This window comes from Brevundimonas sp. UYEF29, from assembly GCF_040546195.1.
GTDB classification, from domain to species: Bacteria; Pseudomonadota; Alphaproteobacteria; order Caulobacterales; family Caulobacteraceae; genus Brevundimonas; species Brevundimonas huaxiensis.
Genome location: NZ_JBEPNH010000012.1, coordinates 1 through 20,663, shown reverse-complemented (window position 1 = coordinate 20,663; position 20,663 = coordinate 1). Strand labels below are relative to the sequence as shown.

Genomic DNA, 20,663 nt, shown 5'->3' with positions numbered 1-20,663 from the left:
CTTGAGCGCATTGTAGTGATGGCCTTGCAAATAGGCGTTCAGGGCCGTGAAGCAATCGCTTTTCGCTGGAGGGAGCGTTAAGCACCGCTCCCATGACCTCCCGTATTCGCAACGCCTACGACATCCGCGTGGAAGAGGGCGTACTGACGCCCGATCCGGCGCAGGAAAGCGTGATCACGGCGCTGGAGCGGCTGGAGGTCGATCTGGCCAAACGCGGCCTGTTCGGCAAGGCGCCGGAGGTGCGGGGCGTCTATCTCTACGGCCCGCCCGGACGCGGCAAGTCGATGCTGATGGACCTGTTCTATTCGGCGACGCCCGAGCCGCGAAAGACGCGCGCGCACTTCCACGCCTTCATGGCCCGTATCCACGATCTGGTGAAACAGTGGCGCGAGGGGGATGCGAAGACCCGCAAGGCCGTGTTCGGAACCCATAAGGGCGACGACCCCATCCCGCCGATCGCCAAGCTGATCGCGTCGGAAGCCCGGCTGCTGTGTTTCGACGAACTGCAGGTCACCGACATCGCCGACGCGATGATCCTGGGCCGGTTGTTCGAAGCCCTGTTCGAGGATCGGGTGGTGCTGGCCATCACCTCGAACCGCGCGCCGGAGGAGCTCTACAAGAACGGCATCAACCGCCAGCTCTTCCTGCCCTTCATCGACATCATCCGCGAGCGCTGCGTGGTTGTGGAGACGGCCGGGGCGCGGGACTGGCGGCTGGACCGGATGACCTCGGCCCAGGTCTGGCACACGCCGGACGACCGCGCGGCGTTCGAGGCGTTATGGCGCGAGCTGAAGGGGGGCGAACCAGAAGAGCCGGCGCACCTGAGCGTGTTGGGCCGCGATGTGGTGGTGCAGCGCACCGTCGGGTCGATGGCGCGGGCGACGTTTAATGACCTGTGCGCCAAGCCGCTGGGGCCGCAGGACTATCTGGCCATCGCCCAGCGGTTCCACACCCTGTTCCTGGAGGATGTGCCGATCTTGAGTTCGGCCAACCATCACGAGGCGCGGCGTCTGGTGACCCTGGTGGACGCCCTCTATGAGGCCAAGACCAAGCTTATCGTACTGGCGGCGGCCAAGCCCGAGGCCCTCTATACCGAAGGGGTGGGGGCGTTCGAGTTCGAGCGCACCGTGTCGCGCTTCAACGAAATGCAGAGCAAGGACTGGCTGGCGCACGTCCGCGACTGACGGCTAGGGTATCGACTGACCTTCGGAGTGTCTTCATGCGCCGCCTCGCCCTCGCCGCCGCCCTTGCTTTGACCTTATCGCCGCTGACGGCGGGAGGAGCGTTCGCCCAGACGGCGCCGGCTGCGGCCAGTCGCGGGCTGACGCCGGCCGAGGTCGCGACGTGGATCACCGGGCTGGGCGGGCGGGTCGGGCCTGTGCAGACCGAGAACGGCCTGACCTTCTTCACCGTGACCAATGCGGGCCTGACCTGGGCGGTCTTTTTCTATGGCTGCGAGGCGTCGGGCTGCGGCGAGGTTCAGTTCAGCGCCGTTGTACCGGGCGCCGGGGCGACGCTGGATGCGGTCAACGCCTGGAACCGCGACAACCGCTATCTGAAAGCCTTCCACACCGCCGCCGAAACGCCGACGGCGACGGTGCAGTACGATGTCATCGTGCTGTCGGGCGAAGGCGTGACGCAACTGGCGGACCCGCTGACGGTCTGGCTGCAACTGCTGCCCAAGTTTGCGGCAGGCATGGGCTACGTCGCGCCGCGATGAGCTGCCTCCCCCAACGGGAGAAGGGAAAAGAAAAAGGGCCTGCGGATCGCTCCGCAGGCCCTTCGTCATTCGATGGTCGCGCGGCTTAAGCCAGCGAGGAGTCGATGTCCTTGCAGGCTTGCAGCAGGCCCTGGACCGAGGCGACGGACTTTTCGAACATCGCCTTTTCTTCGTCGTTGGTGGTGAACTCGACGATCTTCTCGACGCCGCCGGCGCCGATCAGGGCAGGAACGCCGACGTAGAGGTCCGACAGACCGTATTCGCCCGACAGCCAGACGGCGCAGGGCAGGACGCGCTTCTGGTCCAGCAGATAGGACTTGGCCATGGCGATGGCGGATTCCGCCGGTGCGTAGAAGGCCGAGCCGGTCTTCAGCAGGGCCACGATCTCGCCGCCGCCCTTGCGGGTGCGCTCGACGATGGCGTCCAGTTCGTCCTGCGACAGGAAGCCGGCGGCGACGGCGTCCGGCAGGGGCAGGCCGCCGACGGTCGAGTGGCGCACCATCGGCACCATGTCGTCGCCGTGACCGCCCAGGGTCCAGGCGTGGATGTCCTGCACCGACACGCCGGTCTTTTCAGCCAGGAAGTAGGCGAAGCGGGCCGAGTCCAGCACGCCGGCCATGCCGACGACCTTCTCCTTCGGCAGGCCTGAGAACTTCTGCAGGGCCCAGACCATGGCGTCGAGCGGGTTGGTGATGCAGATGACGAAGGCGTTGGGGGCGTGGGCCTTGATGCCTTCGCCGACGGCCTTCATGACCTTCAGGTTGATGCCGATCAGGTCATCGCGGCTCATGCCCGGCTTGCGCGGCACGCCGGCGGTGACGATGCAGACGTCGGCGCCCGCGATGTCGGCATAGTCGTTGGCGCCCTTCAGGGCCACGTCCTGGCCGAAGACGGCCGAGGCCTCGGCGATGTCCAGCGCCTTGCCCTGCGGGGTGCCTTCGGCGATGTCGAACAGGATCACGTCGCCCAGGGCTTCGCGCGCGGCCACGTGGGCCAGGGTTCCGCCGATCATGCCGGCGCCGATAAGGGCGATCTTCGCGCGAGCCATGGATGTCTCCGTTTATTGCGTGTGCGAAAGGGGATTAATCGTGCGGGCGGTCTAGACCCCTCGCGCGGCTGTCGCAAGAACCTCGCTTTACGGCCTTGGTCAGGCTTGCGAAGGTCCGGCGACAACCGGAGGATTTCGATGCGCCGTTCATTCGCTTTCGCCCTGCTGCTGACCTCGGTCGCCACGCCTGTGCTGGCCCAGACGCCGCCCGCGACCATTGGAGACCGCTATATCCCCGCGCCCTGGTGGATGCGTGATCCGGTCATCGCCTCGGTCGGTCAGGTTCGGGTCGAGATTCAGGCCAACCGCGCCTTCGTTTCGGCCAGCTTCCAGTCGGTGGACCGCAGCGTCGCCGAGGCCTCGCGCGCCGCCGCCGATCAGGTGCGGGCGCTGAGCCAGGCCTTGTCGGCCTATGGCGCCGAGAAGGTGCGGGTCGAGACCAGCGTCACCACGCGCCCGCTCTATGACCAGTACCGCGACGAAAACGGGGTGATGCGCGACAATACCCGCGCTGACCGCGTGGCCCGCTATCAGGCCGACGCTTCGGTCAATGTGACGGTGCGCGACGTGCGCCTGATCGAGCGGGTCTATGCGACCATCGTGGCCTCGCGTCCGACCTCGATCGGACAGGTGAACTTCAACCTGGAGCCGGAGAACAGCTGGAAGGCCAATCTGCAGGCCGAGGCGATGAAGGATGCGCGCCGCCGGGCGGAGGCGGCGGCGACCAATGCGGGCGCGACCCTCGGGCGGGTCAAGATCATCGATCCGTCGGGGCGGGTCTGTCAGACGGATGTGCTGGCGGGCTGGCCTTCGTACGCCACGGGGAGCGGGCACGAGACGACGGTGGACGACATCGTGGTGACGGGTTCGCGCATGGCCTATGCACCTCAACCGCCGCCGCCCCCGCCTCCTCCTCCTCCTCCGCCGCCCGGAGGTGGAGCGCCGAGCGAGGCCCAGATCGAGGCGGCGCGGCTGGCGCTCCAACCACCGTTGCAGGTGATGACCGACAGCGCCTGCGTCATCTACGGACTGAACTGATGGGGTTCGAGGTCGCTCCCGCCTTCGAGGCAGGATCGGTCGCCGCCGCCGAATGGCCGTTGTGCCATGTGCGGCTTCAGGACGACGCCCGCTTTCCGTGGCTGATCCTGATCCCGCGCATCGAGGGGGCGGTGGAGCTGGAAGACCTCAGTGTCGAGCAGCGATCCATGTTGATGGAGGAGACCGTGCGGGCCGGAGCGCTGGTTCGCCGGCTGGGTGCGGTCGAAAAGCTGAACGTCGGCGCCATCGGCAATGTGACGGCGCAGCTGCATGTCCATGTGGTCGGCCGCCGCCACGACGACGGTCTGTGGCCCGATCCGGTCTGGGGGCGCGGGCCGGTTGTTCCGTATACAGACGATGAGCGGGCGCGCAGGCTGGCGATCGCCGCCGGAAGCTAGATGATATCCAGCGGCACGGCGTGTTTCGGGGGCGGGAAGGCCGCATCCAGCCGTTCCAGATCCTCCAAGTCGAACTGAATCTCCAGGGCGTCGGCGTTGGCCTCGACGTGTTCGATAGAACTGGCCTTGGGGATGGCGATGACGCCGTCGTGGCGCAGGACGGCGGCCAGCGCCACCTGGGCCGGGCTGGCGGAATGGCGATTGGCGATGTCGCGGATCAGGGGCTGTTCCAGCAGTTCGCCCCGCCCAAGCGGCGAATAAGCCATCATCGGCATGTCGCGCGCCTGCATCCACGGGAAGAGGTCGAACTCCACCCCGCGCGAGGCGAGATTATAGAGCAGCTGGTTGGCGGCGCAGTCCTCGCCCCCCTCGATCTCCATCAACTGCTCCATGGCGCGCAGATCCAGGTTGGACACGCCCCAGCGGGCGATCATCCCTTCGTCCACCAGGTCGCGGAACGCTTCGACGGTCTCCTCCAGCGGGACGTTGCCTTCCCAGTGCAGCAGGTACAGGTCCAGCCGCTCGACGCCGAGCCGTTCCAGCGACTTCTCGCAGGCCAGCATCATCTTCATCTCGGACGCATTCTCGGGCCGGACCTTGGAGACCAAAAAGACCTCGTCGCGCCGCCCGGCGATGACTTCGCCCACCAGCCGCTCCGACCGGCCGTCGCCGTAGAGTTCGGCCGTGTCGATCAGGGTCATGCCCAGGTCGATGCCGCGCGCCAGAGCCTGCTGCTCCTCATCGCGCCAGGCCGGGTCGTCGCCCAGCTCCCAGGTGCCTTGGCCGAGGGCGGGAACGGTCGTACCGTCCGCAAAGGTGACGAGGCGGGTCATATCCGTCCTGACGATAATGAGCGGCGAAGACGCCGTCGGAGGAAGCAATGCGAACCCGGCATATCAAGACCGACGGTCTGGTCCAACAGGTTCTGGAGGCCGGGTTCGAGGATGACAACGCGCCGCTGGTCCTGCTGATCCACGGCTTCCCCGAACTGGGGATCAGCTGGCGCGCTCAGGTCGAGGCGATCTCGCAGGCGGGCTATCACGTCGTCGCACCAGACCTGCGGGGCTATGGCGGGACGGACAAGCCGTCGGCGTTGGAGGCCTATTCCATCCTGCATCTGGTCGGGGACATGGTCGATCTGGTCCGCACGCTAGGCAAGGCGTCCTGTATTGTCGTCGGGCATGACTGGGGCGCGCCGGTGGCCTGGCATTGCGCCCTTTTGCGGCCACATCTGTTTAAGGCGGTGGCGGGCCTGTCGGTGCCGTTCCAGCCGCGCCGCCCCAAGGGACCGCCCACCGCCGCCATGGCCGCCATCTCGAAACGGGCCGGGCTGGGCGACCTCTATATCAGCCGGTTCCAGGCGCCGGACGCGCACCGCGCGCTAGACGCCGATCCGGCGATGGCGCTGAGGAAACTGTTCTACGCCTATGACGGCGCGACGCCCGCCGAGCGCAGATCGACCGGGTTCATGCCCGAAGGCGTGGCGCTGCTGGACACCATCGCCGACGATGCGACCCTGCCGCCATGGATGAGCGAGGCGCATTTCGACGAATATGTGCAGTCCTTCTCAGCCGGCGGGTTCGAAGGACCCCTGAACTGGTATCGGGCGATGGACCTGAACTGGTCGCTGACGGCCTTTGTGCAGGACCAGAAGATCACCCCGCCCGCCCTGTTCATCGTCGGCGAGGACGACCCGGTCCGCCACTACGCCGGCGGGCATGAGGCAGGCCTGAAGGACTGGGCGCCGAACCTGATCCGTTCGGTCGTAGTGCCGGGCGCGGGCCACTGGGTCCAGCAAGAACGGTCGGACGAGATCAACCGCCTGCTGCTGGATTTTTTGCAGGGCCTTTAGGCTGCCTGCTTCGTCGCCATCTGATCACGAACCTCGGCCACGATCTCAAGGCTGCGGATGCGGGCGGTGTTGTCGAACATCATGCCGGTTACCATAAGCTCGTCCACGCCGGTCAGGGCGATGAAGTCGGTCAATTGGCGCTTGACGGTCTCCGGGCCGCCGATGGCGGAATAGAGCAACCGGCCCTTGGCGCCGGCGATCTGCTGCGGCGTCAGGATCGTGGTGATGTCATCGACGGGCGGCGGCAGCTTGCCCGGCTTGCCGGTCGAGAGGCGGGCGAAGCTTTGCTGCATCGACGTGGACAGGCGCACGCCCTCGGCGTCCGTGTCGGCGGCGAAGACGTTGATCGCGGCCATGGCGTGGGGCTTGGCCAGGCGGTCCGAGGGGACGAACTCGCGGCGGTACAGAGCCAAGGCTTCCAGCAGCAGTTCGGGCGCGAAATGGCTGGCGAAGGCATAGGGCAGGCCGAGCTGGCCCGCGAGCTGGGCGCTGAACAGGCTGGAGCCCAGAAGCCAGATCGGCACGCGCAGGCCGGCGCCCGGGACGGCGCGGACGGGCTGGTTTTCAGATGCCGGCTCGAACCACTGGATCAGCTCGACCACATCGCGCGGGAACTGGTCTGCGCCTTCGAAATAGCGCCGCAGCGCGCGGGCGGTGGCGCCGTCCGTGCCGGGCGCGCGGCCCAGGCCGAGATCGATCCGGCCGGGGAACAGGGTCTCCAGCGTGCCGAACTGTTCGGCGACGACGAGGGGCGCATGGTTGGGAAGCATGACGCCGCCGGAGCCGACGCGAATGCGCTCGGTCCCCGCCGCGACATGGCCGATGACGATGGCGGTCGCGGCGCTGGCGATGCCGGGCATGTTGTGATGTTCGGCCAGCCAAAACCGCTCATAGCCGAGCCGATCGGCGGCCTGGGCCAGGGTTAGGGTTTCATCTAGGCCGCGTCGGGCGTCGCCGCCTTCGACGATGGGAGAGAGGTCGAGAACTGAAAACGGGATCATGACGCCTAGATCGGGTCTGTCCCTCGGGGTTCAAGGGCGAGGGTCTGGAACCGCAACCGGATCAGGCGCTTTAAACTCATCTCGACGAACGGAGACTGCGTCATGACCGACACCAATCCCACCACGCCCGAAGCGGATTGCGACGACGCCCGCGAGGCGGCCGACATGGGCGAAAAGCCGGACCTGGGTCACAAGGCGGATACGCTGATCGACGCCCTGGACGGCAGCGATTCGGGATCGGACACGCGGGCAGGCTCGCTGCGCGGCGGATCGGCAAGCGGTTCGGACGACGATCCCGACTCCGCCGAGATCAACGACCGACTGGCGAAGGAAGGCTCGGCAGGTCGAGACGACGCCGCCGGCTGAGCGGGCGCCTTGTCGCCGCCGCAACCATGCGCCACGGTGGCGCTCTGACCTTCTCGGTCCAAGGACGATCTCTCGATGACGCTTCGCTTGGCGGCCCCCGCCGTCGTGGTTCTGTTTTGCCTAGCAGGATGTGATCGCTCGGCCCAACCGGTCGAGGCCAAGGCTGCGCCTGAAGCGTCGGCGCCGGCCGTCGCTGACGCGATGCCGCCAGCAACCGAAGCGCCCGCCGTTTCAGGAACGTCCGCGCCTGCCGCCGCCGACGGCGCGCCGTCCTTTGCGGTCGTGTATCCCGGCGCGCAGGTGGACGGACAGCCGCTGGCGGCCGGCGGCGAGGCTGGGCCGGGCGGCCTGATCACCTTCACCACCAGCGCCTCGCCGGACGATGTCGTCGCCTTCTATCGCGAGCGCGCCGAAAAGGCAGGCTTGCGGTCCGTCGCCGGAATGAACCAGGGTGACACGCGCGCCTACGGCGCGGCCGCGGACGCGGGGAACGGCGCCTCGCTGCAGGTCGTCGCCACACCAACCGAGACCGGCCAGACCTCGGTCCAGCTGGGCTGGAGCGCCGGTCAGTGAGGCGGGTCGCCGCCCTGGGTGCGGCGACGGCCATCCTGCTGGCCGGTGGGTGCGCCGGCGCGCCCAAGCCGGACGGCGCGATGCCGACGGCGGGCTTCCTGAGCGATGAAGCGATCGCCCAACTGACCGATGCGGTCCCGCCAGCCCCAGCCCCTGGGTCTGTCGTGGACCTGGCGGACAAGTCGGCGTCGGCGCGGTTTGTGGCGCTGGAAGACGGCGACAGATGGCTGCTGGCGACCGCCCATGCCGAGCTGCGCCCGCCCTTGGCCCTGCAACATTTCGACTGCGCCTTGGGTGTCCGGCTGGGGTCGGCCGAGACGCCGGCGCTGGACCGGGTGATGGCGCGGATCTTCCACGATGCGAACAGTGCGGCCGAACGCGTCAAGGCGCGTCAGGCGCGGCTGCGGCCGGTCGGCGACGATCTCGATCGTCGCGCCTGCCAGACCCTGACGCCGTCGGCGCGACGCAGCGCCTCCTATCCGTCCGGCAGCGCGGCGGTCACAATGGCCTATGGAGAGGCCTTTGCGGCGCTGGAGCCGGACCGGGCCGAGGCCGTGCGCCGGATCGGCCACGAGATCGGGGTCAGCCGCCTGGTCTGCGCCATGCATTATCCGACCGATGTCGCGGTCGGCGAACAGATCGGGCGAGATGTCGCGGCCAGGGCCGTCGCCACCCCGGCCTTCCAGGCGGACATGGCGGCGGCGAGGGGCGAGCTGGCGGCTGCGCGTCGCAGCGGCCTGACCAATCCCGGCTGCGCGGCCGAGCGCGCGGCCTTGGCGATTCCTCTGCCCTGATGACGGCGGCGCTGGCTCTGGCCTTGCTGACCTTTCAGGCGCCGGCCGACCGGGCCTGTACGGCGCAAGAGGTGGCGGCGCTGACGGCGCTGTCGACGCAGCCGTATCGCCTGACGTGCCAAGCCGACCTGTCGGGCGTCGATATTCGCCGCCGCGTGCTGATCGAGGGCGCGGAAGGTTCAGGCGCGTCACTGGATTGCGGCGGCGGGACCATCCGCGCGCCGGGCCCGGCGACGACCGCCGCCCCGACCGTCGCCGTCTGGTCCCGCCGCGAGGGCGATCGGTGGTCGCGGCCGGTCGATGTGACGATCCGAAACTGCACCGTCGTCGGCAATGTGCGGATCTGGGGCATGGGGGCGGGCGGATCGATGCGCGACCTACTGGCCTCGTCACGCACCGCCGGACACACGCAAGCGGCCCAGTCCGCTGCGCCGATCCGCGTCACCCTGGACCGGGTCCGGTTCGAGGGCGTGGGGACCATTCCCCTCTATGTCGGACCGGGAGTGACGCGCACCACGGTGACGCGGTCCCGTTTTGTGGGGCGCTCGACCTCGACCGCCGTCTATCTGGACGCTGAGAGCGCTGGCGCGCTGATCCAGGACAACGAATTCGATATTCGCACCGGGCGCGAGCAGATCGCGGTGGACGGGTCGGGCGCCAACCGCATCGTCGGCAACCGGCTGGCGTTGCACGGCAAGGGCGGGGTGTTTCTGTACCGCAACTGCGGAGAGGACGGCGTGATCCGCCACCAGACGCCGTCCTATAATCAGATTACGGACAATCTGCTCACCGGCGCAGGCTGGCTGAGGCCGCGCGCTGTGGTGATCGGGTCGCGCGAGGGCGGACGACGCTATTGCGGCGACGACCGGGGGTGGCCGTTCGGGTCCAGCGCGGACGACGGCGACGGCGCCACGGGCAATTTGACGGCCCGAAACGTCGTGCGACGCTGATCGGACACCTTGCGCAAAGCCGTGGTTCGGGCCTGATTGGGGGGCGGAGCGATCGGGGGATTGGATATGCGTTGGATGATGTTTCTGGCGTCCCTTTCGGCGGCTCTCGGCCTGGCGGTGCTGACCGCTCAGACGCCCAAACCCCTGCCCGCCTCGACACCTGCAGTCCAGTTCTCGGCCGCGCGCGCCATGATGGACGTGAATCGGATCGCACGAGCGCCGCATCCGGTCGGCTCGGTCGAGCATCGGCAGGTTCAGACCTATCTGATCCAGAGGCTGACGGCGCTGGGGCTTCAGCCCAGCCTGCAGACCGGCGCCCTGTCGCCCGCCGCCGTCGCGCGGCTTGAGCGGGAGGGTGGAAATGCGGGCGGCGTCCAGGCCGTCAATGTCATCGGCGTCCTGCCGGGACGGAATCCGGCCCTGCCTGCCGTGGCCATTATGGCGCATTACGACACCTCGCCGACCTCGCCCGGCGCCGCCGACGACACCTCCGGGGTGGCCGCCATTCTGGAGGCCGTGCGCGCGATCAAGGCGCGGGGCGGGGCCGAGCGCACGCTGGTGGTCCTGTTCACCGACGCCGAGGAGCTGAATCTGGACGGGGCGCGGGCCTTCTTCAGCGAACATCCGCTGCGCGACGACATCGGGGCGGTGATCAATCTGGAGGCGCGGGGCGGCGGCGGGCGCGCCATGATGTTCGAGACCGGACCCGGCAACGCTCAGACCATCGCCCGCTACGCTCAGGCGACCCAGAGGGCGACGGGCGGGCCGTCCAGCAACGCCCTGGCCATCTTCGTCTATCGGCTGATGCCCAATGGCACGGACTTCACCGTGGCGGCGGATCGGAGGCTGGCGGGGATCAACCTGGCCTTCATCGGCCGCCCGGCGCAGTACCATTCGCCGTCCTCGACCCCGCAGGCGCTGGATCAGGGCAGCGTGCAGCATATCGGCTCCCAGGCGTTGGAAATGGCCGATGACCTTTTGCGGGCGCCTGCCCTGCCGCAGGCGACGCAGAATGCGGTCTATGCCGACGTCTTCGGCCTGTTCGTCGTGCAGCATTCGCCGGCGATCGGCTGGCTGCTGTTGATTGTGGGAGTCTTGGCGACGGCCTTCGCCGCCTGGGGCGCGCGCCATGCGACGGGCTTGAGAGCCATGCCGGTCGTGCGAGGCGCGGCGGATGGCCTGTGGTTGTTGGCCAGCGCGGTGGTGGTGGGACAGGCGGTGCGCGTCCTGGCCGGGCCGATCGGCCGTCGCGTGGATTCGGCCGACCTCTATTACACCTTGCTACGTCGCCTGCCGGTTCTGGAAATCGCCGTGGCCCTGGCCATGCTCGGCCTGGTTCTGATGCTGACCGCAGGGCGACGCCTGCTGGGCCGATGGGGCGCAGCTGGAGTGATACTGGCCGCATTCACACTTGCAGCGGCGCTGGGCGGTTTCAGCCTGCCGATCCTGGGGGCGACGGTGATCGCCCTGGCGCTCAGTCTGGTGCGGCCGAGGCCGCAGGGCGAAGACGCCGTCTGGGGCGGCTGGCTCGGGGTGATCGTCCTGGTCCTGATCCTGGGCGGCGGGGTGCAGGCGGCGGCGCCGGAAGCCGCCTTCCTGCTGCTGTGGCCCAGCCTGATCGCCGCCCTGGCCGCCGCGTCGACGGCGGTGATCGGGGCCCGCTTCGGCTCGTGGGCGTCCTTTGCGCCCGCCGTCGTCGCCACAGCCCTGGTCGGCGGGTGGTTGCTGGTTCAGGGGCACGGCGTCTTCCTGGGCGTCGGCATGGACATGCCTGGCGCAGTGGGGCCGATCGCCCTGATGATCGCGATGTTGGTCCGCCCGCTGGCGCCGCACTCGGGGCGGGCCTTGCCGATCTTCGCCGCCGCCAGCCTGGCGCTGGCCGTCGCGGTCGCCGTGGGGGCCAGGTTGGTCGCTTGATCCGGATGCGTTTCGAAGTCGTCCGAGCGAAGAAACCGGGCTAAGCATACCGCTGCTGTTTTTCGGGGCCTCGGCGCGTTTGCACCATCTTCACGTCAATCCGTTCACCGTCCTGTCGCTGGCGATAGCGATCCTGGGCGCGTGGACGGCTCTGGATCTGTTCAACCGCACCCGCGACCAGATCGGCGCGACGCGGTTGCGTTGGCTGGGCGTCGCGGCCCTGGCGCTGGGCGTCAGCATCTGGTCGATGCATTTCATCGCCATGCTGGGGTTCGAGACCGAAGGCCCCGTCTTCTATGATCCCGGCCTGACGCTGGTCTCCTTCCTGCTGGCGACGGCCGGCACATCCTTGGCCTTCCTTACGGCGGGGACGGCGCAGGCCAGCCCCTTGCGACTGGCGCCGGCGGCCCTGCTGATGGGCGGGTCCATCGTCGCCATGCATTATGTCGGGATGGCGGCGATGCGGATGAACGCCGTCCTGAGCTATCAGCCCGTGCTGGTCGCCCTGTCGGTTCTGGTTGCGGTCGCCGCGGCCTATGCCGCCCTGATTGCGGCCCGCCAGGAGCGGAGCCTGGCCTGGCGCGCGGTCGCCGCCGTGATCCTGGGTCTGGCCATCGTCTCCATGCACCATGTCGGGATGGCGGCCCTGATCCTGACTCCGATCGCCGACGCAGGGCCGGTGGAGGGCGGAGCGTCGCCGGTCGTACTGGCGGTCGCGGTGACGACCGGGGCGGTGACGTTGCTGTTTCTCGCGCTGGGCGCCTCGATCGTGGATCAGCGCGCCAATGTCCTGGCGGCCGTGGACGCAGGCGGCGTCGGCTTCTGGGAAGCGACCCTGCCGATGAAGACGACGATGATGTCAGGCCGCGCGCGCGAAATCCTGTCCATCGACGCGGACAGCCGTCTGGGAGCCACCGAGATCGGCGATCGTCTGTCGCCCGAGGATCTGCCGCTGCATCGTCAGGCGCTGAAGCGCGCCCTGGCGGGGGAGGGCGAATATGATCAGGAATGGCGTCTGCCGGCCTCGGGCCGCTGGATCCATCTGAGGGGGCGCCTGATCCGCAGTCGTTCGGGCCGGCCGATCAAGATGTCGGGCGTCATCACCGACATCACCGATCGCCGTGAGGCCTTCGCCGCCCTGGCCGACAGCGAACGCTTGCAGCGATTGCTGATCAACGAACTGAATCACCGGGTGAAGAACACCCTGGCCACGGTGCAGTCCATCGCCCACCAGACGGCGCGGCGCACGCCGGATGTCGCCACCTTCACCGCCCTGTTCGAGGCGCGGCTGGTGGCCCTGTCCAACACGCAGAACCTGCTGACGGCCGCGAACTGGGAGCGTGTCGATCTGCGCGCCATGCTGGCTCAGGAACTGGCCCCCTATGCCGAGGAACAGGTTCGCCTGACCGGTCCGGCCGTCGATCTGAACGCGCAGCAGACGTTGGGCATGGGGATGGTCTTTCACGAGCTGGCGGTGAACGCCGCCAAATACGGCGCCCTGTCGACCGCTTCGGGCTGTGTGCGGGTCGACTGGTCCGTGGCGAACGGCCATCTGCTGCTGGATTGGGTCGAAAGCGGCGGGCCGGCGGTATCGCCGCCTCAGCGCAAGGGTTTCGGTTCGGTGCTGATCGATTCGACCATCAACCGTTCGCTGCGCGGCTCGGCGGTCATGACGTACGACCCCGAGGGCGCCAGTTTCAGCCTTCGTCTTCCGCTCTAGTCTGCGTCAAAAACGGTCGTAGGTTTTGGCTGTTCTCGTTTTGATCAATGAGAACATCTTGTGAACCGGAACAAACCATGCACATAGTCGGCCTCACGAAACGGGGGCGGGTCCAGGCGGGTCTCTCCCAAGCTTAATGACAGGAATCATGGCAAGGGAGACGAAGGCAATGGCTTCACAGGCGGCACTCAAGTTGGTGGGCAAGGACGACGGCGACAAGCAACGCGCCCTGGAGGCGGCGATCGCGCAGATCGATCGCGCCTTCGGCAAGGGCTCGGTGATGAAGCTCGGCAAGGCCGGGCAGGTGAATGAGATCGAGAGCGTCTCGACCGGTTCGCTGGGCCTGGACATGGCCTTGGGCATCGGCGGCCTGCCGGTCGGGCGGGTGATCGAGGTCTTCGGCCCGGAATCCTCGGGCAAGACGACTTTGGCCCTGCACACCGTCGCCGAAGTGCAGAAGAAGGGCGGGGTCGCCGCCTTCGTCGACGCCGAACATGCGTTGGACCCGGTTTACGCCCAGAAGCTGGGCGTCAATCTGGACGATCTACTGGTGTCCCAGCCTGATACCGGCGAGCAGGCGCTGGAGATCGTGGACACGCTGGTCCGGTCGGGCGCCGTGGACATCGTGGTCGTCGACTCCGTCGCAGCCCTGACGCCGCGCGCCGAGATCGAGGGCGAGATGGGCGACAGCCTGCCGGGCCTTCAGGCGCGCCTGATGAGCCAGGCGCTGCGCAAGCTGACCGCCTCGATCTCTAAGTCGAAATGCATCGTCCTGTTCATCAACCAGATCCGTCACAAGATCGGCGTCATGTACGGCTCGCCCGAGACGACGACGGGCGGCAATGCGCTGAAATTCTACGCCTCGGTGCGCCTGGACATCCGCCGCACCGGCGCGATCAAGAACCGCGACGAGGTGGTCGGCAACACCACCCGGGTCAAGGTGGTCAAGAACAAGGTCGCCCCGCCGTTCCGCGAGGTCATCTTCGACATCATGTACGGCGAGGGCATCTCCAAGCTGGGCGAGGTCATCGACCTGGGCGTCAAGGCCGGCATCATCGAGAAGTCGGGCAGCTGGTTCAGCTATGACTCCACCCGCATCGGTCAGGGCCGCGAGAATGTGCGCGAGTTCCTGAAACAGAACCCCGACATCGCCGCCTCGATCGAAAAGAACGTGCGCGCCTCGACCAACAAGATCGCCGACGAACTGCTGGGCACGCCCGAGCCGGACGAAGGCCAAGACCTGGAAGGCTGACGCCAGCCTCCGAGGCTGGGCGGACTGTCAGAGTGTGCCCTGGTCTCGGTCCGGTCTTTTCACCGCTACTCCGTCGCCCCTAGCGACCCGCCACCGACCCCGCGAAGGGCGGCGGAGCGACCCGCTCGACCTCGTGTCGGGCGGGTCTTTTTGTTTCGTGAGCGGTGCCGATCTTTCTTTCGTCATTCCGGGCGAAGCGTAGCGGAGACCCGTAACCCAGCGGCGCGCATGAGCGCGAAGCTGTCGCGGACTGATGCCCCGAGATTCTGCGATGGAAATATCGCTTTCGGCGCCGCTGGGTCCCCCGGTCGCGCTTCGCGCGCCGGAGGATGGCGAAAGTCAAACGCTAAACGAAAACGGGCGACCCGAAGGCCGCCCGTTCCGTTGTCTGTGGATGTCCGCAACCGATCAGGCGGCGGCCTTCTCCGGGGCGAACTTGCCGTAGAAGGTCTCGTTCTTGGCGGCCATGTCGCGCAGCAACTGCGGGACCTTGAAGCGGTCGCCATACGTCGCGGCCAGACGGTCGGCGGTCTCGACGAACTTGGCCAGGCCGATGCCGTCGATCATGCTGATCGGACCGCCGGTCCAGGGCGCGAAGCCCCAGCCTAGGATGGCGCCCAGGTCCGCTTCGCGCGGATCGTCGATGACGCCTTCTTCCCAGCAGCGGGCCACTTCGACAGCCTGACGATACAGCAGGCGCGTCTTCAGTTCGTCGATCTGGGCGAAGGCGGTCGGCTCTTCCGGCTGGTCGATGCCCTTGGTGGTGGGGGCCAGTTCGCCCAGACCCTTCCAGATCGTCTTGGGCTTCTGATCGTAATCGTAGAAGCCCTTGCCGTTCTTGCGACCGAAACGCCCGCCCTCGACCATCTTGGCGACGATGTCTGCGCCTTCCGACGGCACATATTTGTCGCCCAGATCCAGCGCCGTCTGTTTGGCGATCTTGTAGGACAGGTCCAGGGCGACGTCGTCGTGCATCTCCAGCGGGCCGCGCGGCATGCCGGTCATGCGGCCGACATTGTCGATCAGGGCGGGGCCGTAGCCCTCTTCCAGCATCGCCATGCCCTCCATCAGGAAGGTGGAGAAGCAGCGCGAGGTGTAGAAGCCGCGGCTGTCGTTGACCACGATCGGCGTCTTCTTGATCTTCAGCACATAGTCCAGCGCCTTGGCGATGGCGGCCTGACCCGTCTGTTCGCCCAGGATGATCTCGACCAGCATCATCTTGTCGACGGGCGAGAAGAAGTGGATGCCGATGAAGTCCTCGGGCCGCACCGAGGCCTCGGCCAGGCCGGTGATCGGCAGGGTCGAGGTGTTGGAGCCGAAGACGGCGCCCTCGGCCAGTTGCGCCTCGGCGCGCTTGGTCACATCGGCCTTGATCTCGCGATTCTCGAACACGGCCTCGACGACCAGGTCCGAACCCTTGATCAGCTCATAGTCGGTCGTCGCCGTGACCGAACCCAGCAGGGCGTCGTACTTCTCCTGCGTCAGCTGACCGCGCGACAGACGCTTCTTCAGCAGTTCCTCGACGTGGGCCTTGCCCTTGTCGGCGGCTTCCTGGGTCTGGTCGATCAGGATGGTTTCGATGCCGGCCAGCGCCTGCACATACGCGATGCCTGCGCCCATCATGCCGGCACCGATGACCGTGACCTTCTTCGGATCGGACTTGGGCACGCCGGCCGGGCGCACGGCGCCCTTGTCCAGTTCCTGCTTGGACAGGAACAACGAGCGGATCATGGCCTGGGCCTGCGGCGTCATCAGGGTCTTGATGAAGTAGCGGGTCTCGATGCGCAGGGCCGCGTCCATCGGCACCTGGGCGCCTTCGTAAACGGCCTTCATCAGGTTCACCACGGCCGGATAGTTGCCGTAGGACTGCTTGCGCAGCATGGCGTTGCCGACCATGAAGTTCTGAATGCCGGCCGGGTGATAGGGGCCGCCGCCAGGCAGTTTGAACGACTTCTCGTCCCAGGGCTGGACGGCTTTGCCCCCCGACTCGACCTTGTTCTTGATCCAGGCCTTGGCGGCCTCGACCGACTTGCCCTTTTCGACCACCTCATGGACGATACCGGCGCCCTTGGCATCGTTCGGGCGGAAGGACTTGCCCTCGCTCATCGCCATCATGGCGTTCTGGACGCCGACCAGACGCGTCAGGCGCTGGGTGCCGCCGCCGCCGGGGAACAGACCGACCTTGATCTCGGGTAGGCCCAGCTGGATCTTGTTGTCGTTCTCGACCACGCGGTAGTGGGCCGCCAGGGTGAACTCCAGCCCGCCGCCCAAGGCCAGGCCGTTGATCGCAGCTGCGATCGGCTTGCCCGAGGTTTCCAGCGCACGGAAGGCGCCGTTCAGCTTCCAGCCGGCGTCAAACGCCTTTTGCAGGTCGCCGCCGCCCGACAGCACGCCGCCGGCCATGTCGCCCAGGTCCGCGCCGGCGCAGAAGCCCGAGGCCTTGCCCGAGGTGATGACGGCGCCCTTGATGGCGTCGTCGGTCTTGATGCGTTCGACCAGCTCGGGGATTTCCTTCATCACGGAGGACGTCAGGGTGTTCATCGAACGGCCCGGAACGTCGAAGGTGATCAGGGCGAGGCCGTCGGCGTCGACGTCGATCTTGAAGTTTTCCATATCCATTTGCTCCTGGATCAGACGCGTTCGATGACGGTGGCGGTGCCCATGCCGCCGCCGATGCACAGGGTGACCAGGGCGGTGGACTTGTTCGAGCGCTCCAGCTCGTCAAGCGCGATGCCGGTGATCATGGCGCCGGTGGCGCCGAGCGGGTGGCCCATCGAGATGCCGCCGCCGTTCACATTCATCTTGGCGTGGTCGATATTCAGGGCCTGCATGTAGCGCAGGACGACGGCGGCGAAGGCCTCGTTCAGCTCCCAGACGTCGATGTCGTCGGGCGTCATACCCAGCTTGCCCAGCAGTTTGCGGGTCACATATTCCGGGCCGGTCAACATGATCGACGGCTCCGAGCCGATCGAGGCGCCGCCCAGGATCTTGGCGCGCGGCTTCAGGCCCAGGGCTTGGCCGGCTTCCAGCGAACCGATCAGCACGCCGGCCGAACCATCGACGATGCCGGAAGAGTTGCCGGGCGTGTGGACGTGATTGACGCGTTCGACCTCGGGGTAGCGCTGGTTGATCACGCCGTCGAAGGCCATTTCGCCCATCATGGCGAAGGAGGGGTTCAGGCCGCCGAGCGCCTGCATGTCCGTGTTCGGACGGATCGTCTCGTCATGATCCAGGATGGTCAGTCCGAGCTGGTCCTTGACGCCGATCACCGAGTTCTTGAACCGGCCCTCGGCCCAGGCCTTGGCGGCGCGCTTGTGGCTCTCGACCGAATAGGCGTCCACGTCGTCGCGGCTGAAGCCGTATTTGGTGGCAATCATGTCCGCCGAGACGCCCTGCGGCACGAAATAGGTCGGGAAGGCCGAGGAGGGATCGGTCGGCCAGGCGCCCATGTCCGAACCCATGGGCACGCGGCTCATGACCTCGACGCCGCCGCCGACGGCGAAGTCGGCCTCGCCGGACTTCACCTTGGCCGTCGCCATGTTCACGGCTTCAAGACCCGAGGCGCAGAAGCGGTTGATCTGGACGCCCGCCGTATATTGCGACCAGCCGGCCGAGAGCACGGCCGTGCGCGCGATGTCGGCGCCGAGTTCGCCCACGGGGGTGACGCAGCCCAGGATGACGTCGTCGACCTTGGACGTGTCCAGGTCGTTGCGGTCGCGCAGGGCTTCCAGCACCTGGGTCGCCAGGCTGAGGCCGGTGATCTCGTGCAGCGAGCCGTCCTTCTTGCCCTTGCCGCGCGGCGTGCGGACGGCGTCGTAGATATAGGCGTCAGCCATGGAAGTGCGTCTCCATCTTTGGGCCCATCCTCAACGTGCGGCAGGTCGCGGCACGACGGACAGGGCGGTTCCAAGCGTAGACGCCAAAAACCCTACGTTTACGTCAACGTCAAGTAATAAGCCGCGTGATCGCGGCCGCTTGAGGCGACTGCTTCGACGGACTGACGGAATGAGGGCGTGGGAACGCCGGCCGAGCGCCCGCGGTCAGCGCGGCGGAATGCGGGTGGCGCCGCCGGTGATCTTGCAGGCGTATTCAGTCTGGGGACGGCCGGTCTGAACGCCGGTCGGCGTAAGAATGCCTCGGTCGCGCGTGCAGGCGGCTTCTAGGGCGTTCAGCTCCTGCTGATAGCTATTGGTCGCGCCCATCGTGCCGCAGCCCGAAAGCAGCGGCAGGACGACGGCGGCGGAAAGGATGAGGATACGCATGGTTCGCTGCTCCCTTTGGAGCGTCAACCGCTCCGCATAGCCCCCCCGGCCCTCGAAGACTACTGCGTCGCCGACAGCCTGACCAGCTTGCCGTTCTGCTCATCGGTGATGGCCCAGACCGATCCGTCGGCGCCCACCGCCACGTCGCGGATGCGTTCGCCCAGGTCCGTCAGCAGGCGCTCTTCGCCCACCACCCGGTCATTCTGGATGACCAGACGCGCGATGTGTTTTTCTTTCAGGCCTGCGACCAGCAGGTTTCCGTTCCAGCCGGGGAACATGGCGCCCTGATAGAAGGTCGCGCCGCCGGGTGCGATCACCGGATCCCAGTAATAGACCGGCTGTTCGGTGCCAGGGGTCTGGGTGGCGCCGCTGTTGATCTGACCGCCCGCATATTCGACGCCGTAGGCCGCATCCGGCCAGCCGTAGTTGGCGCCGGCCTTGTCCAGATTGACCTCGTCGCCGCCGCGCGTGCCGTGTTCGATGGTCCAGATGGCGCCCGTTTCCGGCTGAACGGCGACACCCTGAACGTTGCGGTGCCCCAAGCTCCAGATTTCCGGCAGGGCGCCGGCGCGGCCGACGAAGGGGTTGTCCTGCGGGACCGTGCCGTCGGCGTTGATGCGGATGGTCTTGCCCATATGCGAGCCCAGATCCTGCGCCTGGGGCCGCATGGGCCTGTCCGAACGCTCGCCCAGGGTGATGAACAGCTTGCCGTCCGGTGCGAAGGCAAGGGATGATCCAAAATGCTTGTCGCCGTCATAGACGGGCAGGGCGCGGAAGATGACCTGGACGTTTTCGACGCGTGATCCGTCGTCCGACAGGCGCCCGCGCGCGACCGAGGTGGCGTTGCCGCCCTCGCGGGGTTCGGCATAGCTCCAATAGATCATGCGATCCTGCGCAAAGCTCGGTCCGACGATCACATCCAACAAGCCGCCTTGACCACGCGCATCGACGGCGGGCAGGCCCGTGACCGGTTCGCCGACCTGGCCCTGGGCGGTGATGATGCGCAGACGGCCCGGCTTTTCAGTCACCAGCCAGCGACCGTCGGGCAGGGCCGCCAGACCCCAGGGGTGCACAAGGCCCGAGGCGACCACCGTGTGGGTCATGGCCTGTTCGGTCTTGACGCCCGGCGCGCGGGTCTGGCCGGCGAAGGCCGGTTGCTGATCAGGATTGTTCGCCGGACGGGTTTCCAGCGGGGCCCCGGCCTGAGGCGCAGCACCGGCGCTCTCGCTATTTGCGCCACAGGCGGCGGCGAGAACGAGCAGGGATGTCGAGGCGGCGGCGACGAACAGGCGCATGAAGGGCGAGCTCCGGCTGGGCTGTGGGCAGTCGTTACGAAACGGCGAGGCCAGCGTTACCGTTCCTGCCACAAGCCGTCTTGCGCTCTATCGCCGCAGGTTCTGGTCCGAGACGACTTGAACCGCGCGCCCGACGGCGATATAGGCACGCCTCTTTCGCGCTGGCCCCGGCCTCGCACAGGGCCCGGGACTGGGTAGCTCAGATGGTTAGAGCGGTGGATTCATAACCCACAGGTCGGCGGTTCGATCCCGCCTCCAGTCACCATTTTTGTCTTTCTTAAAAGAGACTTGAGGCATTGTTGCTTTGGGTTTTTTCATAAGTAAGCCAATAAGCTTCGCGTTATCCAGCCCAACGTCCTTTTCGGCTGGAAGTGTAAGACCCCTGACGTGACCCCCATTTCTCATCCAGCCATAACGAGAGTCCTTTGGTGATCTGAGCTGGGGTTGTCGGGGTTGGCAAGAGGCCGGTCAGCGCAG

At 67.2% G+C, this 20,663-nt stretch carries 19 protein-coding genes and 1 tRNA gene; 13 read left to right on the top strand and 7 right to left on the bottom strand.

Translation table 11 applies throughout. The features are described 5' to 3' along the window. Positions 1 to 92: 92 nt before the first annotated feature. Together zapE and ABIB58_RS14765 are read left to right on the top strand one after the other, a co-directional pair. Entirely contained in the window at positions 93 to 1,184 is a 1,092-nt protein-coding gene (gene zapE, locus ABIB58_RS14770) for a cell division protein ZapE (RefSeq protein WP_354042186.1), read from the top strand. A 35-nt stretch (positions 1,185 to 1,219) separates the two neighbouring features. Then, positions 1,220 to 1,720, top strand: coding sequence for a YbjN domain-containing protein (locus ABIB58_RS14765; RefSeq protein ID WP_354042182.1), 501 nt, complete (start codon positions 1,220 to 1,222; stop codon positions 1,718 to 1,720). A gap of 85 nt (positions 1,721 to 1,805) precedes the next feature. Here ABIB58_RS14765 and mdh read toward each other — a convergent pair whose 3' ends face one another. Further along, positions 1,806 to 2,768: a malate dehydrogenase gene (mdh, locus tag ABIB58_RS14760; RefSeq protein WP_045809972.1), complete on the bottom strand. Its 963-nt coding sequence runs from the start codon at positions 2,766 to 2,768 to the stop codon at positions 1,806 to 1,808. A gap of 138 nt (positions 2,769 to 2,906) precedes the next feature. Here mdh and ABIB58_RS14755 point away from each other — a divergent pair, with 138 nt between their 5' ends. Continuing rightward, positions 2,907 to 3,806 (top strand): SIMPL domain-containing protein, encoded by a 900-nt coding sequence (locus tag ABIB58_RS14755; protein ID WP_354042178.1) that lies wholly within the window; start codon positions 2,907 to 2,909, stop codon positions 3,804 to 3,806. Continuing rightward, positions 3,803 to 4,204, top strand: coding sequence for an HIT domain-containing protein (locus ABIB58_RS14750; protein ID WP_372342824.1), 402 nt, complete (start codon positions 3,803 to 3,805; stop codon positions 4,202 to 4,204). The genes ABIB58_RS14755 and ABIB58_RS14750 overlap by 4 nt, the downstream gene beginning before the upstream one ends. Here the strand turns inward: ABIB58_RS14750 and ABIB58_RS14745 are convergent. Further along, positions 4,201 to 5,037, bottom strand: coding sequence for an aldo/keto reductase (locus tag ABIB58_RS14745; RefSeq protein WP_184279812.1), 837 nt, complete (start codon positions 5,035 to 5,037; stop codon positions 4,201 to 4,203). The two genes, ABIB58_RS14750 and ABIB58_RS14745, sit on opposite strands and share 4 nt — an antisense overlap. 47 nt (positions 5,038 to 5,084) lie before the next feature. On the opposite strand from ABIB58_RS14745, the gene ABIB58_RS14740 reads away from it, so the two are divergent. After that, positions 5,085 to 6,056 carry an alpha/beta fold hydrolase gene (locus tag ABIB58_RS14740; protein ID WP_265150377.1) on the top strand — a complete coding sequence of 324 codons (972 nt, stop codon included), beginning with the start codon at positions 5,085 to 5,087 and terminating at the stop codon, positions 6,054 to 6,056. On the opposite strand, the gene ABIB58_RS14735 is transcribed toward ABIB58_RS14740, so the two are convergent. Continuing rightward, the gene (locus tag ABIB58_RS14735; protein ID WP_265150376.1) at positions 6,053 to 7,057 is read right to left on the bottom strand and encodes an LLM class flavin-dependent oxidoreductase; all 1,005 of its coding nucleotides are present in this window, start codon (positions 7,055 to 7,057) and stop codon (positions 6,053 to 6,055) included. The two genes, ABIB58_RS14740 and ABIB58_RS14735, sit on opposite strands and share 4 nt — an antisense overlap. Before the next feature lie 102 nt (positions 7,058 to 7,159). On the opposite strand from ABIB58_RS14735, the gene ABIB58_RS14730 reads away from it, so the two are divergent. The 7 genes from ABIB58_RS14730 (at position 7,160) to recA (ending at position 14,629) form a co-directional block, all read left to right on the top strand. Then, on the top strand, positions 7,160 to 7,423 hold the full coding sequence (locus ABIB58_RS14730; protein WP_265150375.1) for a ribonuclease: 264 nt from the start codon (positions 7,160 to 7,162) through the stop codon (positions 7,421 to 7,423). 75 nt (positions 7,424 to 7,498) lie between these two features. Next, positions 7,499 to 7,996: a hypothetical protein gene (locus tag ABIB58_RS14725; RefSeq protein ID WP_265150374.1), complete on the top strand. Its 498-nt coding sequence runs from the start codon at positions 7,499 to 7,501 to the stop codon at positions 7,994 to 7,996. After that, entirely contained in the window at positions 7,993 to 8,790 is a 798-nt protein-coding gene (locus tag ABIB58_RS14720) for a phosphatase PAP2 family protein (RefSeq protein WP_354042164.1), read from the top strand. Before ABIB58_RS14725 ends, ABIB58_RS14720 begins: the two co-directional genes overlap by 4 nt. Then, positions 8,790 to 9,740, top strand: a complete 951-nt coding sequence (locus ABIB58_RS14715) for a right-handed parallel beta-helix repeat-containing protein (protein WP_354042161.1) — start codon at positions 8,790 to 8,792, stop codon at positions 9,738 to 9,740. Before ABIB58_RS14720 ends, ABIB58_RS14715 begins: the two co-directional genes overlap by 1 nt. A gap of 75 nt (positions 9,741 to 9,815) precedes the next feature. Continuing rightward, complete coding sequence (locus tag ABIB58_RS14710) at positions 9,816 to 11,657, top strand: M20/M25/M40 family metallo-hydrolase (protein ID WP_265150370.1); 1,842 nt, start codon at positions 9,816 to 9,818, stop codon at positions 11,655 to 11,657. 79 nt (positions 11,658 to 11,736) lie between these two features. After that, positions 11,737 to 13,377: an MHYT domain-containing protein gene (locus ABIB58_RS14705; RefSeq protein WP_265150369.1), complete on the top strand. Its 1,641-nt coding sequence runs from the start codon at positions 11,737 to 11,739 to the stop codon at positions 13,375 to 13,377. 169 nt (positions 13,378 to 13,546) lie between these two features. Then, on the top strand, positions 13,547 to 14,629 hold the full coding sequence (gene recA, locus ABIB58_RS14700; protein WP_045809962.1) for a recombinase RecA: 1,083 nt from the start codon (positions 13,547 to 13,549) through the stop codon (positions 14,627 to 14,629). A 408-nt stretch (positions 14,630 to 15,037) separates the two neighbouring features. Here the strand turns inward: recA and ABIB58_RS14695 are convergent, their stop codons facing one another. The 4 genes from ABIB58_RS14695 to ABIB58_RS14680 all read right to left on the bottom strand — a co-directional run bounded on the left by ABIB58_RS14695 (position 15,038) and on the right by ABIB58_RS14680 (position 20,186). Next, complete coding sequence (locus ABIB58_RS14695; RefSeq protein ID WP_265150500.1) at positions 15,038 to 17,242, bottom strand: 3-hydroxyacyl-CoA dehydrogenase NAD-binding domain-containing protein; 2,205 nt, start codon at positions 17,240 to 17,242, stop codon at positions 15,038 to 15,040. A 17-nt stretch (positions 17,243 to 17,259) separates the two neighbouring features. Further along, positions 17,260 to 18,465: an acetyl-CoA C-acetyltransferase gene (locus tag ABIB58_RS14690; protein ID WP_265150367.1), complete on the bottom strand. Its 1,206-nt coding sequence runs from the start codon at positions 18,463 to 18,465 to the stop codon at positions 17,260 to 17,262. A gap of 204 nt (positions 18,466 to 18,669) precedes the next feature. Continuing rightward, on the bottom strand, positions 18,670 to 18,891 hold the full coding sequence (locus ABIB58_RS14685; RefSeq protein ID WP_265150366.1) for a hypothetical protein: 222 nt from the start codon (positions 18,889 to 18,891) through the stop codon (positions 18,670 to 18,672). 59 nt (positions 18,892 to 18,950) lie between these two features. Further along, entirely contained in the window at positions 18,951 to 20,186 is a 1,236-nt protein-coding gene (locus ABIB58_RS14680) for a PQQ-dependent sugar dehydrogenase (RefSeq protein WP_265150365.1), read from the bottom strand. A 188-nt stretch (positions 20,187 to 20,374) separates the two neighbouring features. On the opposite strand from ABIB58_RS14680, the gene ABIB58_RS14675 reads away from it, so the two are divergent. Beyond that, a tRNA-Met gene (locus tag ABIB58_RS14675) sits at positions 20,375 to 20,451 on the top strand. Positions 20,452 to 20,663: the final 212 nt, after the last annotated feature.

Excerpts from the sequence above, each read along its gene's own strand:
- zapE (WP_354042186.1), top strand. The coding sequence starts at position 93 with ATGACCTCCCGTATTCGCAACGCCTACGACATCCGCGTGGAAGAGGGC.
- ABIB58_RS14745 (WP_184279812.1), bottom strand. The coding sequence starts at position 5,037 with ATGACCCGCCTCGTCACCTTTGCGGACGGTACGACCGTTCCCGCCCTC.
- ABIB58_RS14765 (WP_354042182.1), top strand. The coding sequence starts at position 1,220 with ATGCGCCGCCTCGCCCTCGCCGCCGCCCTTGCTTTGACCTTATCGCCG.
- mdh (WP_045809972.1), bottom strand. The coding sequence starts at position 2,768 with ATGGCTCGCGCGAAGATCGCCCTTATCGGCGCCGGCATGATCGGCGGA.
- ABIB58_RS14735 (WP_265150376.1), bottom strand. The coding sequence starts at position 7,057 with ATGATCCCGTTTTCAGTTCTCGACCTCTCTCCCATCGTCGAAGGCGGC.
- ABIB58_RS14685 (WP_265150366.1), bottom strand. The coding sequence starts at position 18,891 with ATGCGTATCCTCATCCTTTCCGCCGCCGTCGTCCTGCCGCTGCTTTCG.
- ABIB58_RS14715 (WP_354042161.1), top strand. The coding sequence starts at position 8,790 with ATGACGGCGGCGCTGGCTCTGGCCTTGCTGACCTTTCAGGCGCCGGCC.
- ABIB58_RS14755 (WP_354042178.1), top strand. The coding sequence starts at position 2,907 with ATGCGCCGTTCATTCGCTTTCGCCCTGCTGCTGACCTCGGTCGCCACG.
- ABIB58_RS14680 (WP_265150365.1), bottom strand. The coding sequence starts at position 20,186 with ATGCGCCTGTTCGTCGCCGCCGCCTCGACATCCCTGCTCGTTCTCGCC.
- ABIB58_RS14740 (WP_265150377.1), top strand. The coding sequence starts at position 5,085 with ATGCGAACCCGGCATATCAAGACCGACGGTCTGGTCCAACAGGTTCTG.
- ABIB58_RS14690 (WP_265150367.1), bottom strand. The coding sequence starts at position 18,465 with ATGGCTGACGCCTATATCTACGACGCCGTCCGCACGCCGCGCGGCAAG.
- ABIB58_RS14725 (WP_265150374.1), top strand. The coding sequence starts at position 7,499 with ATGACGCTTCGCTTGGCGGCCCCCGCCGTCGTGGTTCTGTTTTGCCTA.
- ABIB58_RS14695 (WP_265150500.1), bottom strand. The coding sequence starts at position 17,242 with ATGGAAAACTTCAAGATCGACGTCGACGCCGACGGCCTCGCCCTGATC.
- ABIB58_RS14730 (WP_265150375.1), top strand. The coding sequence starts at position 7,160 with ATGACCGACACCAATCCCACCACGCCCGAAGCGGATTGCGACGACGCC.
- ABIB58_RS14710 (WP_265150370.1), top strand. The coding sequence starts at position 9,816 with ATGATGTTTCTGGCGTCCCTTTCGGCGGCTCTCGGCCTGGCGGTGCTG.
- recA (WP_045809962.1), top strand. The coding sequence starts at position 13,547 with ATGGCTTCACAGGCGGCACTCAAGTTGGTGGGCAAGGACGACGGCGAC.